Origin of the sequence: Mesobacillus campisalis (assembly GCF_000986785.1) — a bacterium.
Taxonomy (GTDB): Bacteria; Bacillota; Bacilli; order Bacillales; family Cytobacillaceae; genus Mesobacillus_B; species Mesobacillus_B campisalis.
This window is the reverse complement of sequence record NZ_LAYY01000047.1, coordinates 1-16,316: the sequence shown is the minus strand read 5'-3', so window position 1 is coordinate 16,316 and position 16,316 is coordinate 1. Positions and strand designations below refer to the sequence as shown.

General features: G+C 46.5%; 12 protein-coding genes and 1 rRNA gene. 4 read left to right on the top strand and 9 right to left on the bottom strand.

The window, feature by feature from the left end:
• Both WQ57_RS21635 and WQ57_RS21630 read right to left on the bottom strand, forming a co-directional pair.
• Positions 1-598: ribosomal RNA gene (locus WQ57_RS21635) — 16S ribosomal RNA — on the bottom strand; the annotation flags it as partial.
• 280 nt (positions 599-878) lie between these two features.
• Positions 879-1,754, bottom strand: a complete 876-nt coding sequence (locus tag WQ57_RS21630) for a nucleotidyltransferase-like protein (RefSeq protein WP_046525808.1) — start codon at positions 1,752-1,754, stop codon at positions 879-881.
• A 137-nt stretch (positions 1,755-1,891) separates the two neighbouring features.
• Here WQ57_RS21630 and WQ57_RS21625 point away from each other — a divergent pair, with 137 nt between their 5' ends.
• Positions 1,892-2,263, top strand: a complete 372-nt coding sequence (locus tag WQ57_RS21625; protein ID WP_046525807.1) for a YgzB family protein — start codon at positions 1,892-1,894, stop codon at positions 2,261-2,263.
• A 122-nt stretch (positions 2,264-2,385) separates the two neighbouring features.
• Here WQ57_RS21625 and perR read toward each other — a convergent pair whose 3' ends face one another.
• The 4 genes from perR to WQ57_RS21605 all read right to left on the bottom strand — a co-directional run bounded on the left by perR (position 2,386) and on the right by WQ57_RS21605 (position 5,107).
• The gene (gene perR / locus WQ57_RS21620) at positions 2,386-2,829 is read right to left on the bottom strand and encodes a peroxide-responsive transcriptional repressor PerR (protein ID WP_046525806.1); all 444 of its coding nucleotides are present in this window, start codon (positions 2,827-2,829) and stop codon (positions 2,386-2,388) included.
• Positions 2,830-3,171: 342 nt separating this feature from the next.
• Positions 3,172-4,035 (bottom strand): TetR/AcrR family transcriptional regulator, encoded by an 864-nt coding sequence (locus WQ57_RS21615; protein WP_046525805.1) that lies wholly within the window; start codon positions 4,033-4,035, stop codon positions 3,172-3,174.
• A 124-nt stretch (positions 4,036-4,159) separates the two neighbouring features.
• Positions 4,160-4,630 (bottom strand): thioredoxin-dependent thiol peroxidase, encoded by a 471-nt coding sequence (bcp, locus tag WQ57_RS21610; RefSeq protein ID WP_046525804.1) that lies wholly within the window; start codon positions 4,628-4,630, stop codon positions 4,160-4,162.
• Between the two features lie 72 nt (positions 4,631-4,702).
• Positions 4,703-5,107 carry a potassium channel family protein gene (locus WQ57_RS21605; protein WP_046525803.1) on the bottom strand — a complete coding sequence of 135 codons (405 nt, stop codon included), beginning with the start codon at positions 5,105-5,107 and terminating at the stop codon, positions 4,703-4,705.
• 203 nt (positions 5,108-5,310) lie between these two features.
• Between WQ57_RS21605 and WQ57_RS21600 the strand changes: the two genes are divergently transcribed.
• The 3 genes from WQ57_RS21600 to WQ57_RS21590 all read left to right on the top strand — a co-directional run bounded on the left by WQ57_RS21600 (position 5,311) and on the right by WQ57_RS21590 (position 12,723).
• On the top strand, positions 5,311-6,606 hold the full coding sequence (locus WQ57_RS21600) for a glutamate-1-semialdehyde 2,1-aminomutase (RefSeq protein ID WP_046525802.1): 1,296 nt from the start codon (positions 5,311-5,313) through the stop codon (positions 6,604-6,606).
• 354 nt (positions 6,607-6,960) lie between these two features.
• Positions 6,961-11,424 (top strand): glutamate synthase-related protein, encoded by a 4,464-nt coding sequence (locus WQ57_RS21595; protein ID WP_046525801.1) that lies wholly within the window; start codon positions 6,961-6,963, stop codon positions 11,422-11,424.
• 216 nt (positions 11,425-11,640) lie between these two features.
• Entirely contained in the window at positions 11,641-12,723 is a 1,083-nt protein-coding gene (locus tag WQ57_RS21590) for an FUSC family protein (RefSeq protein WP_046525800.1), read from the top strand.
• Positions 12,724-13,054: 331 nt separating this feature from the next.
• On the opposite strand, the gene WQ57_RS21585 is transcribed toward WQ57_RS21590, so the two are convergent.
• The 3 genes from WQ57_RS21585 to WQ57_RS21575 form a co-directional block, all read right to left on the bottom strand.
• Positions 13,055-14,803 carry an ABC transporter ATP-binding protein gene (locus WQ57_RS21585; protein ID WP_046525799.1) on the bottom strand — a complete coding sequence of 583 codons (1,749 nt, stop codon included), beginning with the start codon at positions 14,801-14,803 and terminating at the stop codon, positions 13,055-13,057.
• An 86-nt stretch (positions 14,804-14,889) separates the two neighbouring features.
• A complete protein-coding gene (gene ntdP, locus WQ57_RS21580; RefSeq protein ID WP_046525798.1) occupies positions 14,890-15,420 on the bottom strand; it encodes a nucleoside tri-diphosphate phosphatase in 531 nt (176 codons plus the stop codon).
• 195 nt (positions 15,421-15,615) lie between these two features.
• On the bottom strand, positions 15,616-15,870 hold the full coding sequence (locus tag WQ57_RS21575; protein ID WP_046525797.1) for a YgaB family protein: 255 nt from the start codon (positions 15,868-15,870) through the stop codon (positions 15,616-15,618).
• Positions 15,871-16,316 lie beyond the last annotated feature (446 nt).

The following is a 16,316-nucleotide window of genomic DNA, read 5'->3' as shown; positions in this document are numbered from 1 at the left end:
AGGACCGCCTGCGCGCGCTTTACGCCCAATAATTCCGGACAACGCTTGCCACCTACGTATTACCGCGGCTGCTGGCACGTAGTTAGCCGTGGCTTTCTGGTCAGGTACCGTCAAGGTACCGGCAGTTACTCCGGTACTTGTTCTTCCCTGACAACAGAGCTTTACGACCCGAAGGCCTTCTTCGCTCACGCGGCGTTGCTCCGTCAGACTTTCGTCCATTGCGGAAGATTCCCTACTGCTGCCTCCCGTAGGAGTCTGGGCCGTGTCTCAGTCCCAGTGTGGCCGATCACCCTCTCAGGTCGGCTACGCATCGTGGCCTTGGTGAGCCGTTACCTCACCAACTAGCTAATGCGCCGCGGGCCCATCTGTAAGTGACAGCAAAAGCCGTCTTTCAGCATTCCCCCATGTGAGGGAATGAATTATCCGGTATTAGCCCCGGTTTCCCGGAGTTATCCCAGTCTTACAGGCAGGTTGCCCACGTGTTACTCACCCGTCCGCCGCTGACCATCGGGAGCAAGCTCCCTCAAGTCCGCTCGACTTGCATGTATTAGGCACGCCGCCAGCGTTCGTCCTGAGCCAGGATCAAACTCTCCAATAAAGAGTGATTAGCTCATAAAATAAAACGTTGGCTCATGTTCTTCTATTAATAGAACCCATGAATATTATTGTTTGTTGACGCTTGTTTGTTTAGTTTTCAAAGAGCAATTTGTTTTACCGGCCGCTCGGAAGCGACTTTATTACTTTAACACGCGGCGTTGATAATGTCAACACCTCTTTTTAAAATCCGTCAGCCGCGAAAATGTTTTTGCTGTGTTTCGCAGCGACGGTTATTAATATACCAAGTATCTTGAAAAAGGTCAACAGCTTTTTACGTTTTTTTAGAATAACTTTTCGGCAACTTGATAATAGCGATGGAAAATCGCCTGTCCTTTTGTATCTTCCCGTACGATTTTGATAAGGTTCTTATCAATTAGATATTCCAGTAAGATCCCTAAATCCACGGAATACGCCTTTAATTCAGGATGATTGAGCATTTCATTGAAAGACCAGCTTGCTTTCTCCTCAAGAACAGAAAGGATGTGGGAAGACCCAATTTGGGTGCGGGAATGGATAAGGAACTCACTTGCAAGGAATAAGAGTTCAAGGCGTTTTTCCAATGTCTCTTCGCTGCAAACCAGTTCCTGATAGAGCTTATAGATCTCCGGGTCGATATTTTTGACCTGGTGCCACACTGTCACTTCGGGGTGGAAGCCATTTTCAATAACGGCGAGCCGGGCGAGATGGTGCAAAGACTGGACGACATAATTGTAGGCATCAAGATAATGATACTCGTCAAAAAAAGCCTTCCCATCTGTATACCTGCGGATTAGCCTTGCAAACTCAATTCCCATTTTCATTTTCCGCCCATAGAACGGGAATTCCATAAGTTCGCGCTTTAAATTTGCGATATATTCATTCCGGTCAAAAAGGACCTTGCCCTCATACAGCCAATCAAAAATTTTTCTGTTGTTCCCCAAAAGCATCCATTCATTTAACTGGGCTTGTGTTACGATGTGCATTGCCGCTTTTTTATCATTAAATGTGTAGTGTTTTACAAAAACAGGCTGTTCTCCAGATTTGATAATGATCAGCAGGATGAAATCAAACGTATCGGTTGTCGGAAACTTCTTTTTCTTTTTTTCGATCATCAGCACGCCAATTGTGTTGGCTTGGCTGGCCCTCTCCTGGTAAATTGGGCGAAGGATATCCTCCATATATGTATTCCTCCAATTTATTGTTAGAAATATATGTTCGGCAAATTCAGCAAAAATCCTGCCACTGCGCCTTAGTTTTCCTGTGATTTATTCCCTCTGAATGATATGATAGAAATATTCTCTAGGGAGGGAAAAGAATGGCCAAATATTCAAACAAGATTAATAAAATCCGCACATTTGCTCTTAGCCTAATTTTTATAGGGTTTGCTGTTATGTACGCCGGGATTTTCTTTCGGACTTCACCTATTATAATGACCATCTTCATGGTTCTTGGGCTTTTATTCATCGTAGCCAGCACAGTCGTCTATTTTTGGATTGGCATGCTGTCCACAAAAACCGTGCAGGTTATCTGTCCTGGATGCGGCAAGCAGACAAAAGTCCTTGGGCGAGTCGATATATGCATGTTCTGCAACGAACCGCTAACTCTTGACCCTAGTCTCGAAGGAAAAGAGTTCGACGAGAAATATAACCGAAAACAAAAAGATGGCTCGCAGACCAGGGAATCCTAAAGGCAGCCTCGATCAGCCATGATATAATGATGGCCTTAACTGAACTTCATAATCGGAACCCGGCGTATTGCCGGGTTTTATTTATTTGTGAATGAAAAAAACTGACGGCTTTAGCGTCAGTTTTAATGAGTCTCACTATTTGAGCACTCGGGGCAGACTCCGTAAATTTCCATCCTGTGATTACCAACCTTAAAGCCGGTAACATGGGAAGCAAGCTGTTCCACCTCGTCCAAACCTGGATAATGGAAATCGACTATTTTGCCGCAGGATTGGCAGATTACATGATAATGCTGCGTTGTGACAAAATCAAACCTGCTCGACGAGTCTCCGTATGTTAGTTCCTTTACGAGGCCCACTTCGCGGAAGACGCGCAGGTTATTATAAACAGTAGCTACACTCATATTGGGAAATTTACCTTCAAGCGCCTTATAAATATCGTCTGCTGTAGGATGTGACATGGACTCTATCAAATACTCGAGAATCGCATGACGCTGCGGCGTAATACGAACTCCGGTTCCCTTCAGAGCATCCAGCGCTTCCTTCAATTGATTTTCTACCACCGCCATGCACCTCTTTTCTCTTTATAAATTCTTACTTTATAATGTTTATAAATAGTGTACTAAGAGTATCCCCATTTTGTCAATATAACAGCCTTTTAAACATTTATAACATTTATAATCTTTATTCACCCATGCTTGTGACGGGCCTTTGCTATTGGTTCATTATATTATATCCTTCTGCCATCTCTTTAATCTCCATCCCTTAATCAAGCTGGCAATCCACCGAAAAAAAAGACGGGCCAATTTGGCCCGTCAAACTATTTGAGGAGGTATGCCCTAATATAAGGTATTCAACAGCATATAAAATGAATGGACAAATGCCTTTAACGCGTAAAATAGGCCATATTTTTAAATTCTTATTCCATATAACCTGGAGAACTCCTCGCATAACGAATCGAAAGCAGGAATTTCCTTGAAGTTTGAAAGCATGCCCTGGATGACCGGCAAGCGTGGATTGCTTCTGCTCACCTCTGCTTCGATCACTTCAAGCGAGACTTCAAGGTCTTCCTTACTATCCATTTCAGCTAGCGCCTTTTTCATTTTTTCGATAATAGTGCCAATCGCCGGTCTATTATGTAAAAAAGCCCTTTTGCCTTCAAGAACTTTTATCGTACTTTCGTCCGAAACGATGGGCACTTCTCCCTTGATTCCTTGCACAATCGAATCCATCCGCCTCATAATGAAGGGGACCAAAACATCGACATCAAAATATTCATCATAAAAAAAGAGCAGTTTTACATAAGACTGCAGCAGACCCTCCAACATTAAGGACAGGTCCCACACATAGGGAGTTACCTCCTCACCGTATATGGCCTTTAGCGCCCTGTGCTGAAATTGCTGGTTCTCATAATGCTTCTGGATCATCAGCTGATGCACGGCGTCGTTCAATGGGATTGCCTGCTCCCGGTATTGCATGATGATAAATTCCTTATTTTCAATGAATGTATGGAATAATGCAGAAAGCTGCCTGATGAACTTCTCGCGCGGAGGCAGATCTTTGCCTTCGAATTCCTGGATAATGCTCTCGACCCGATCAAAGTAATGATTCAGGATGGCAACAAGCAGGGCATCCTTCGATTTGAAATACAGATAAAAGGCCCCTTTGGACATACCGGTTTCCGAGACGATTTCCTGGATCGAGGTAGAGGCAAACCCTTTCTTTGCAAATAATTTTATGGCTGCTTCTATTATGATTAGTTCCTTGTCCTTCAAGCCGCCGCCTCCTGTCTCTAGTGGTCACCATTTAATTTTACCCCGAACAGAAGTGCAAGGACAAATCCTCCATCCGCAAACAAAAGGATAGCTTATATAGCTATCCTCCGCCCTGCCCATTTTATTAGCTCAGATTTTCCCTGATAAATGCTAGTGCCTCCTCAACATGCCCCTTAACTTTTACTTTGCGGTATTCCTTCACAAGCTTTCCCTGTTTATCAATAATAAAAGTCGACCGCTCGATCCCCATGTATTCCTTGCCAAAATTCTTCTTCAGTTTCCATACTCCATATGCTTCTGCCGCCTTATTTTCTTCATCGGAAAGAAGCAGGAACGGCAAGCCGTGCTTTTCAATAAATTTTTCGTGGCGGCTGACAGGGTCCGGGCTGACTCCGACAATAACCGCATCAAGGTTTTCGAAACTTTCATGCTGGTCACGGAAATCGCATGCCTCAGTCGTGCATCCTGGTGTCATATCCTTTGGATAAAAATAGAGGACTACATTCTTCCCGCGAAAGTCGGAAAGCTTTACAGTTTCCCCGCTGCTAGCCGGCAGTTCGAAGTCGGGAGCTGATTCATTTGTTTTCAATTCCATTGTCCATCCTCCTACGAGCTGTTATAAAACTAGCCTATCCAAATGAATGGCGAATTTCAACAATGGACCATTTTATATTTTTCTGTCAAAAACGGTTCTGGCTACAAATGCGGCAGGAATGGTATAGCCTATAAGTGCTTCCAGGACAGCGATCACCCTGCCGATTCCGACGGGAGCAATATCGCCGTACCCTACTGAAAATAGCGTTATCGCACTAAAATAAAGGGATGTTTCCACCCTTCCCAATGTTGTTCCGCTTTGATTGTGGTCGGCCTCGATCAATACGGGATAGCCCTGCGTCCCTATTAAATAATAAATGAGGCCAAAGCCAATCATGACTGTGGCATAAATAATGGCCAGGATTAAAAAGTTTTCTATCGACATCTTCTTGCCTTTAATTTTATCCGGAATAAACAGTTCTCTAAGGCTAAGCAAAATACAAAGGATAATGATAATAATTGAAATATAAACTCCCATTTATCCTCTGCCCCATTTCCATTCCATCTCTTTACATCTATACGCGTCCAGGATTCATTCTATGATAGCAAGTCCCCTTTTCTGCCTCCTTTCAGGAAACAGGAGCGACAGCGTTGAAGCAGGCAAGAGAAAATATGCTAAAATAGGGACGGTATGGTTGCAGAACACATATTACCGCAGCCCGATAACAGGAGGTATTATATATGAATAGACCGAATTCGGAACGAATACATACAGAGGCACTTGAGCATATCGTCGGGGGTGTCAACAGTCCCTCACGTTCGTATAAAGCAGTGGGCGGCGGGGCTCCAGTAGTGATGGAAAGGGCTCAAGGGGCCTATTTCTGGGATGTAGACGGCCATCAGTACATCGATTATCTAGCCGCCTACGGCCCAATCATTACGGGACACGCCCACCCCCACATTACTGAAGCCATCAAAAAGGCCGCCGAAACAGGAGTGTTATATGGAACACCAACGCCTCATGAAGTAATGTTCGCAAAGATGCTTAAAGAGGCAATGCCGGCCATGGAAAAGGTAAGGTTTGTCAACTCCGGAACAGAGGCCGTGATGACAACCATCCGTGTCGCCAGAGCCTATACAGGCAGGGATAAAATCATCAAATTTGCCGGCTGCTACCATGGACACTCGGACCTTGTACTGGTGGCAGCCGGCTCCGGCCCGTCCACCCTCGGTACCCCAGACTCTGCAGGAGTCCCAAAGAGCATCGCCCAGGAAGTGATAACAGTCCCTTTTAATGATATAGGGCCTTTCAAGGAAGCTTTGGAAAAATGGGGAGATCAAATCGCAGCAGTCCTGGTGGAACCAATCGTCGGCAATTTTGGCATAGTCGAGCCAAAGCAAGGATTTCTTGAACAAGTCAACGAATTGACCCATAAGGCCGGCGCACTTGTGATTTATGATGAAGTGATCACCGCTTTCCGGTTTATGTATGGAGGTGCCCAGGACTTGCTCGGCATTAAGCCTGACCTAACCGCACTTGGAAAGATCATTGGCGGAGGGCTTCCAATTGGGGCCTACGGCGGCAAAGCAGAAATAATGGAAAAAGTAGCGCCGCTCGGCCCTGCCTACCAGGCTGGGACGATGGCCGGAAATCCAGCCTCAATCCTGGCGGGAATTGCCTGTCTTGAAGTGCTGAAACAGGAAGGAGTCTATGAGTATCTTGACCGTCTCGGAGAAATGCTCGAAGAAGGAATAACATCTTCTGCCCAAAAGCACGGAATTCCAATTACAATCAACCGCCTGAAAGGTGCGCTGACGGTATACTTCGCCAATGAAAAGATTGAGAACTACGAACAGGCTGAAAACACCGATGGAGAAATGTTTGCCCGTTTCTTCAAACTCATGCTCAATCAGGGAATCAACCTGGCACCTTCCAAATACGAAGCGTGGTTTATTACCATTGCCCATTCAGCCGAAGACATTGAAGCGACTTTGCATGCAGTGGACCAGTCCTTTTACTTCCTGGCCCAATCTTAAAAATATACATTTTTTATGCACAAACAGGAGGCGGTCTTCCTCCTGTTTTCATTTTCCCTATATTGTAAACGCTTACACTATGGATAGTTGTGGTTATACAAGTCTCTTTACCTTATAAATCTGGTATCCAAGTTTTTGCATAATTAATTGATTTCTGAAAATTCTTATGATAAAATAACCCTACTTTATTTTGCATGATTGTTTATTTCATCCGGAGATGTAGAAAGACAGTGATTGTTTAGCCCCCTCTTTTTAGACTAGTTTCCTCTTCCTTTTTGCCACTTGTCCATCAATATATTCCTATAGGAGGTGAACCGGCTGAAAGGAGAATTCCCCTCTATAAAGCCGAAATTTATGAACCAAATTCAATGGAGCCCAGCCTCATTCAAGGACTTTCACAGACAGGAACACGATGCATGCGGAATTATTGCCAGCATTGAGAAAAAGAAGGTGCCCACAAGGGATAACATTTATCACTGCATCGACGGACTAACTACAATGAATCATCGCGCTGGTTTTATCAATGGCGAAGGTGACGGAGTAGGCATTCACATTGATATTCCCCGCAGGCTCTGGAAGGAGAAATTATCCGCTGCAGGAACGGATGCCTCTGCAGCAGATAAAGATAACTTTGTCGTCGGCCATGTTTTTATTGCCCGTACAAGCGGCTCCCGAGCCATCAAGGCCCAACTAGCCGAAAAGCTGCAGCAATTCGGCATGCAGCTAATCTTTGAAACAGACAAAGTCACCAGCCCTGAAGCACTTGGGCCAATTGCCATTCAGGAAAACCCTGTATTCTGGCAGTTTGCCTGTCTTGCCCCTGTTACAGGCAGCAGCCTTTCCGACAAGTTGTTTACGATCATAGTAGATTTCGAAAAGAACGAGCAAGTACATGTGGCCTCCCTGAGCCAATATCACGCGGTATATAAAGTAATGGGTGCTGGTGACATCCTGCCAAAATACTATCACGACCTTGCACATCCACTGATTGCTTCCACCATGACACTCGGTCATAACAGATATTCTACCAATACCCTATCCAGCTTCTTCCGGGTGCAGCCCTTCAGCGTCCTCGGCCATAATGGGGAAATCAATACAATAGCCCGCCTTCGCGATGAGGCAGCCATGATCAATGTTCCTCTTGTAAAGGATGGAAGCGATTCCCAGGACCTGAGCCGTACTATGGAGACCTTCATATGCCGTGAAGGATACTCTTTATTCGAAGCAATGGATATCATGTTCCCTCCCATCATCAATGAAATAAAGACTTACCCCCAGCATCTTCAAGATTTGTATACCTATATTCGTGAGGCCTGGGGACATTTTGCCCAGGGTCCTGCGGGAATTATTTCCCGTTTTGGCGATGAAGCCGTTTTCAGTGTGGATGCATTGGGCCTCCGCCCGCTGTGGATGGTTGAAATCCAAGACTCCTACCTGTTCTCTTCAGAGCCAGGGATTGTTCCTTCGCAGGCTTATGTCGGTGAGCCTAAACCATTGGCACCTGGAGAAAAGGTCGGGTTGAAGTGGAAGGGAGAAAGGATCGAGGTTTACGAACACCACGCTTACCAGGAGGAAGTGTACGCTCGCTTATCCAACACTCTTGAGTTTGCCGGTTCCAGGGAACGCCTGGGAGTGCCTCATCTTGGCAAAATGATTACGATGGCGTATCCCGATAAAATCCATAATGGCCAGTATAAGGCTTTTGGATGGGAGCGCGATCATATCCAGCTGATCGAGCAAATGGCTGAAAAAGGCATCGAGCCTATTCGCTCGCTTGGCCATGATTCCCCCCTGGCAGCGTTAAATCCCGAACGGCGCAACATTGCTGATTTTATAAAAGAAAGCGTGGCTGTGGTTACCAACCCGGCAATCGACCGCGACCGCGAAACGGAACACTTTTCAACAAGAACGGTACTTGGAAAACGCCCATCACTGTTATCGAAAGAAGCGGCTGGAAAAGTCCTGGAGCTGACAACGCCCCTGCTGGTTGAAGGACGGGCAGGCTATGATTGCAGCCTGGAGACCGGACAGCCAAGCATGGACCAGGTTCTCGACTATTTCCAAAAAGAGAGGCTTTCCGCTCACATCCATACTGTGTTCAGCCAGGAGGAATCCATCGAGGATGCACTGGGACGAATTTCGCAAGAGTGTATTTCAGCTGTCCGGAATGGCAAAACTCTCCTTATTCTGGATGACTCGAAAGCCCATCATGACGGTCTGTGGCTGGACCCTCATCTTGTCACATCCGCAGTCGGCCAGGAACTTGTGAAGGCTGGCCTGAGAAGGGATTGCTCCCTGCTTGTGCGCTCTGCAGCGATACGCTCCCTCCACGATATTATTACTGTGCTGGGATTGGGTGCTGACGCAGTAAGTCCATATTATATGTTCCTAAGCGTCCTGGATGCTTCACATAAGCCTGTTGCAAATTTGTACAGCGCCCTGACAAAAGGCCTTGAAAAAGTCATTTCAACGATTGGCATTCATGAACTTCGCGGCTATGGACGCCTGTTCTCGGCCATTGGCCTTAACGAAGAGGTCGCTGAATACCTGAAGATCGTCAACTTCTTCGGTTCAAAGGAACTAAGCTTCAACTTTTCTTTGATGAAGGAAGATGCCCTCAAGCGCGCTGCAGATTACCAAAATGAAAAGGAACGTGTTGGCAAAACCTTCAGCCTGTTCCCGCGCATCTGGAAAGCAATTGGCGAAATGGCCGCAACCGGTGATTACAGTGTGTACCGCGGAAAAATTTCCGAACAGGAGGAAAAAAATCCGACAACCATCCGCCATTTGGCTAGTTTGAAGCAAAAGCCTTCATCCATCCTGCCGGAAGAGGTTGACCTAAGGATCGGGGAACATAGCCTGCCTTTTGTCATTGCATCGATGTCATTCGGGTCGCAGAATGAGATTGCCTTCCGGGCCTATGCCGAAGGAGCAGACCGCCTGAACATGGTTTCGATGAATGGCGAAGGCGGCGAAATTAAGGATATGCTTGGAAAATATCCGCGCACCCGTGGCCAGCAGGTCGCATCTGGAAGATTTGGCGTGAACGCGGAACTTCTCAATTCATCCAACCTTTTGGAAATTAAGATTGGCCAGGGTGCAAAGCCAGGAGAAGGCGGGCATTTGCCAGGCTCAAAAGTAACGGCCAAAATCGCCGAGGCCCGGAACGCCACGATTGGTTCCGACCTGATTTCCCCGTCCAATAATCATGATATCTATTCCATTGAAGATTTGGCGCAGATGATTCACGAATTGAAAACGGCCAACGATAAAGCGAAAGTGGCTGTCAAGGTACCTGTTGTGCCAAACATCGGGACTATTGCGGTAGGGATTGCCAAGGCCGGGGCCGACATCATCACACTCAGCGGCTTTGACGGCGGTACTGGCGCGGCAAGGATCCATGCTCTTCAGCATGTTGGCCTTCCAGTGGAAATTGGTGTAAAGGCGGCCCATAACGCCCTGCTTGAAGCAGGACTTCGGCAACAGGTTGAGCTGTGGGCGGATGGCGGAATCAAAAGCGCCCTCGATGTCCTCAAGGTAATGCTGCTTGGGGCAAACAGAATAGGTTTCGGAACGTTGTCGATGCTGGCGATCGGCTGTACAACTTGCCGCGGCTGCCACCTTGATACCTGCCATGTGGGAATTGCTACGCAAATTGAGTCGGAAACACAGGCAAAAGAGCATGGTCTGCGCCGTTTTGTTCCCCGCCAGTTTGAACTTGCTGTACAGGGAATCATCAATCTATACAGCGCCTTTGGAAATGAATTGAAAGCACTTGCCGCTTCGATTGGAATCAAAAACCTTCAGGAAGCCGTTGGACGCTCAGATTTGCTAGAGCAGGCGAAAGGAAATGACCTGCTTGACCTGACCTATTTATTGAAGCCTCTTGAAATCAGGCAAATCCACCATCAGGAAGCTGCAGCTTCCCTGGAATCCAAACATTTTCAGGTTGCAGCCGGCGCAGAGTATCTTGATGCTGTTGAAGAAGAACTTCATCAATCCCGTGAGTTCCATAATGTCAATTCCTCGCAGCGGGTGCTTGCCAGCCGGGTAAGCTGCCACCGCGTGCGCGGCCGGCTCGATGGTTCCTACAAACAAATGAACCCTGTCCGCCTCCGGTACAACGGTTCGATTCTCGGAAACGGCCTTGGAGCTTATAATACGGAAGGAATCACCATTGAAGTGGATGGGGGCGGCCAGGATGGAGTCGGAAAAACTTCATTCGGCGGCAGCATTTTCATCCTCAAGTCCAAAGGGAAAGACGGGGAATTTTATAATGGTTCGGTCGGAAAAGGCTTCGGTTACGGCGCCCAGAAAGGTTTGCTGGTTGCCCAAGGGAATGCAGATGCACGCGCAGGCATACGGCTTTCGGGAGCAGACATTATCATTGGCGGACTGGTTAAAGCTCCTCTCCCTCAAAACGCAGGCAATATCGGCACCCATGCCAATATTAAAGGATTTGCCTTCGAGTACATGACCAACGGAAGAGGCTTGGTCCTCGGAGATCCCGGTCCATGGATTTGTGCGGGAATGACCGGCGGTGTCATCTATATCCGCCACCAGCCTGAGGTTGGCCTGACCAGGGAAGCCATCCAGCGGCGGATTGCAAAAGGCGCGAAAGTCTCGATTGAATCCCTATCCGAAAAAGGCCAGAGCGATGTCCGGGAATTACTTGCCCAGTACGCAGAGATTCTCAAGCTCAGCGGCCAGGAAGAGGAAGGGGAAAGCATTTCCCTCCTGCTGGATCACCCGGAAGACCACTTTGTCCAGATTGTTCCAGTAAAGGAACAGGCAGACCCTTCGGTTTCGACAGAATAAGAAAAGCGGCCAAATGGCCGCTTTTTTATTGAATATTCCCCTCTTCTCTTTCCCAAGTAATTATCCACATATTTCATATTATTTTCCCTTGAACTTCCATGAAAACCCATGTATAGTACAATATTGTTTAGCTTTGCACAATTTCGTATAAAGTAAGTATAGTAGGAATAGGAATTAAGAACCTGCCTGCATAATCCAGAAAGGAATTTTATAAGTATGAAACTTGGAGCCCGCATATTGAAAACGGGAATCGCCATTATTTTAGCATTGTTCCTGGCACAGGTGTTGAACCTTCCTTCTCCGGTTTTCGCCGGGATTGCCGCCATTTTCGCCATACAGCCGACCATCTACCGCTCCTACCTGTCTGTTATTGAACAGGTTCAGGGCAATGTGATTGGTGCCTTTATCGCAGTCATTTTTGTCCTGACACTCGGAAATAACATTTTCATCGTAGGCCTTGCCGCCATTCTTGTCATCCTGCTCAATCTTAAACTGAAGCTTGAAAATACAATCATCCTTTCCCTGGTCACTTTAATTGCAATTATGGAAAGCCCTGGAGAGGAATTTATCCAGTTTGCCCTTATCCGTTTTTCAACGATTGTCCTGGGCATCGTTGCCGCTTTTATTGTCAATCTGGTCTTTCTGCCTCCGAAGTATGAAAACAAGCTTTACAATAAAAATTCCCTGATGGCCGAAGAGATCTTCAAATGGATCCGCATTAACACACGCCATGCATCCGAACACCAGCTGTTAAAGGCTGACATCGAAAAACTCCGGGAAGGCATCCATAAACTCGAACGCCTATACCTGATGTATAAAGAAGAGCGCGACTACTTTAAAAAGAACAGCCTGGAGAAATCGCGCAAGCTGGTAATTTACCGCCAAATGAATGCCACTACAAAAAAAGCCCTGGATACACTCAAAAGGCTGCACCGGTTCGAAAACGAGATTTCCCATATGCCCGCCTCTTTCCAGGAGAGCCTCCAGGTCCAGCTGGACTGCCTGATCAACCATCACGAACAGGTGATGCTGAAATTTGCAGGAAAAATCAAACCTGAGGTTTCGTATATGGAGGGCCAGGTCTGCCTAAACAAAAAGGACCTTTTTGAACTGTTCCTCGCCCAGCAAAATGAAATTGGGGAGTCGGAAAGCCATGTCCTCTACCATATCATGCAGCTTGTTTCAGTCATCATGGAATACGGAGAACAAGTGGAGCATCTTGATACCCTGATCACAAGCTTCCAGTCATACCATAAAGAAGACAACCAAGTGACGGTCGAACCTAATATTGGGGATTAGGAAAAGCGTAAGCGCCTTCGGAACAATCTAAAAGCGGATTGTTCCTGCGATGCTTATTCTTAGAAGCTTTCCTTAGTGCTCAGCCCCGACAAGCGTAAGACGCTCCAGATTAGAAGGCGTTTTTTGCCTTCAAATCTGGAGTGGCTTATGACCTCGAGCTGCTCAAAGCTCCGCTTCTCGGAAGATACTCAAGGAAGCAAATTCTAAGATGAAAACTGGCTAGGCGCTGAAGCTGGACAGTTATCTAAATTTTATAAAATATATTTATTTGTTAAAGGAAAAGCAGCTGTCAACGACAGCTGCTTTTAACTTATTGATTCCCACAGCACAGTCAGCTTTCCAGCTGCTGCACCTGGAAGAGCCTGTAATAGCCTCCTTGCAATGCCATTAGTTCTTCGTGGGTCCCGATTTCCACAATCCTTCCATGCTCAATCAGCACAATACGGTCCGCATGGGTGATGGTCGATAGGCGATGGGCGACAATGAAGGTTGTGCGGTCCTTCGCCAGCTTCTCAAGTGCCTCCTGTATCAGGTGCTCGCTTTCCAAATCCAAAGCAGAAGTGGCTTCATCCAGAATCAAAATTGGCGGGTTCTTTAGGAAGATGCGTGCAATCGCGACCCTCTGCCGCTGCCCTCCAGACAGCTTTACTCCACGCTCCCCTACCCTGGTATCATAGCCATCCGGCAATGCAGAAATGAACTCATGGGCATTCGCTGCCTTGGCGGCCTGGATGACTTCCTCATCGGATGCCTCCGGATTGCCGAGGAGGATGTTCATTTTCACCGATTCACTGAACAGAATATTATCCTGAAGGACCATTCCGATTTTATCGCGGAGGGACCGGACTTTATACCGGCGGATATCCTGGCCGTCAAGCAGAATTTCTCCTTCACTCGCATCATAAAAGCGGGGAATGAGGCTGACGAAGGATGATTTTCCTCCGCCGCTCATGCCAACAAGGGCAATGGTCTCGCCTTTTCTGACATCAAGGGATATCTTCTTCAGGACATCCTCACCCTCATTTTCATAAGAGAAGCTGACATTTTTAAATTCAATATGCCCATTCACCTTTTTTAGTTCAACGGCGTCAGGAGCATCGACGATATCATATTTTTCATCCATGAACTCAAAGACCCTGTCCATCGAAGCAATGGACTGTGTCAAAGTGGTCGACGAGTTCACCAGCCTGCGAAGCGGGTTATACAGCTTATCAATATAAGCGATGAACGCAATCATTGTCCCAATTGTCAGGCCGCCATTGACCGCCTGGTAGCCGGCAAAGCCAATGACAATGAGCGGAGCTACATCTGTAATGGTATTTACCACTGCGAATGCCTTGGCATTCCATCTTGTATGGTCCAGCGCTTTCTCCAGGAAATTGCTGTTCTGCCTGTCGAACTGCTTCTGCTCATGATTTTCGAGTGTAAAGCTTTTTACCAATGAAATGCCTGCTACCCGCTCATGGAGATAACTCTGAACTTCTGCCAGCGCCTGGGACCGGACTCTGGTAAGCTTTCGCAGGTTTCCAAAGAAGTACCTGACCGAAAATGCGTATAGCGGAAAAAGCACCAGTGAAACCAGCGTCAGCTTAACATCCATTGTGAACATGATGGCGATGGCGATAAGGATGGTTGCGACATCAAGCCAGAGGTTCATCAGACCGGTAATAACAAATGTCTTTGTCTGCTCCACATCGTTAATGACCCTGGAAATGACCTCACCGGCACGGGTATTGGAATAATATTTAAAGCTGAGCCTCTGAAGGTGGGTAAACAGCCTGTCCCTGATGTCATATAAAATTTTGCTAGCCGTCCATTGGGCAAAATATTGCCGGTAGTATTCAATTGGCGGACGGAGAATGACAAATACCACAATCATCACGCCCATGACCGTGAACAGCCTGCTTGATTTATCTGCAGCGGACAGGGCATCATTCTGGACGACATCATCTACAACATACTTGATCAATAAGGGAATCAGCAGGGGAATCGCAAATTTAAGGATCCCGATGATAATCGTCCCCACAATTTGCCATCTGTACGGTTTTACGAATTGAAGATATCTGTTAATACTGCCCAAAGGTGCCTCCCCCTATTATGGAACATTCACAATTTTCAGTACCTATTTAAAAACCTGTTGAATCGGGTTCAACAGGTTTTTAAATATCAACGTCTATAGGTCAAATACCGCTCATACCAAATGTCGATAAAATCCGGAGCAAACGGCCCTTTCCTCTGCCTGATCCAGCGCATCAGCTTCTCAACATTGAACTTTAAAATCTGGTCGATTACCTCTGGGTACTGCATCTCCTTGCGATGCCGCTCATATTCATCTTCGTCCAGCAGGTTAAACGTCATGTCAGGAAACACTTTTATATCGAGGTCATAATCTATATACTTAAGTGCTTCTCCGTCAAAAATAAACGGTGAACTGATATTGCAATAGTAGTACACACCATCTTCCCGGAGCATTCCAATTACATTGAACCAATGCTGGGAATGAAAATAACAGATCGCCGGCTCCCTTGTGATCCAGGTTCTGCCGTCGGATTCAGTTACAACGGTTCGGTCATTTCCCCCAATCACCAGGTTCTGGCTGCCCTTTAAGACCGTTGTCTCCTCCCACACTCTATGGATGTGCCCATTATGTTTGTAGCTATGTATTTGGACAGACTCACCTTCTATGGGTACGCCCATGATTTCTCCCCTACTTTCCTTTCCTGGAGCTTTGCAACCCGATCAATTGTATATGAATCTAAAAAACAAAAAACGACAAGAGGCAACAAAACGCTTCCTTTTTTTATTATTATAACGGTTGTAGCTGGAATTTAAAACAAAAGAGCCGCCGTTTTTAAACAGAGGCTCGATTTATTGCTGCGTATATCCCTTATTTTATCGAATTGTGATGTTCATATCCTGGTATGAGCGTATCACTTCTTCCGTCTGCTCTTCAAAGATGCGGTGGATATCTTTCAGCTCCGCCTTCATCCGGTCAATTTCCTCTCGAATCTCTTCCAATTCGGTGTTCTGCCTCAAGGTGATGAGCTGCTGCTCAATCTGCTGGCAACGCTCAAGCTCAGACTGTAAATATAAGAGTTTGTCCATTGTTTTCAATTGTGTTGATACCAATTCATTAAACTGGTCCATGCTCAGCCACCGCCTATTTATAAGTTTCAATGTACATATTCGTTGGAATGACGCCAACCTCCTTTGACAATTTATGTAGACCAATAAGAATTTTCGTCGAATGGGAAGTATAAAGAACATTAGGCTTTGGGGAAGACAAACATGTATGGCTGTCAGTGCCTTTTTTGGGGATGCTATGGGTTTTTGGGTACTGAGAGCGGGTGTCAGTGCCTTTTTTGCGGGCCTCTCTGGATTTTTGGGTACTGAGAACTACCGTCAGTGCCTTTTTTTCTGGTCTCTCTTGATTTTTGGGTACTGAGGGACCCTGTCAGTGTCTTTTTTTCGGGTCTCTCCGGATTTTCGGGTACTGAGAACTACCGTCAGTGCCTTTTTTTGGGGATGCTCTGGGTTTTTGGGTACTGAGAGAGCCTGTCAGTGCCTTTTTTTCGGCCTCTCTTGATTTTTGG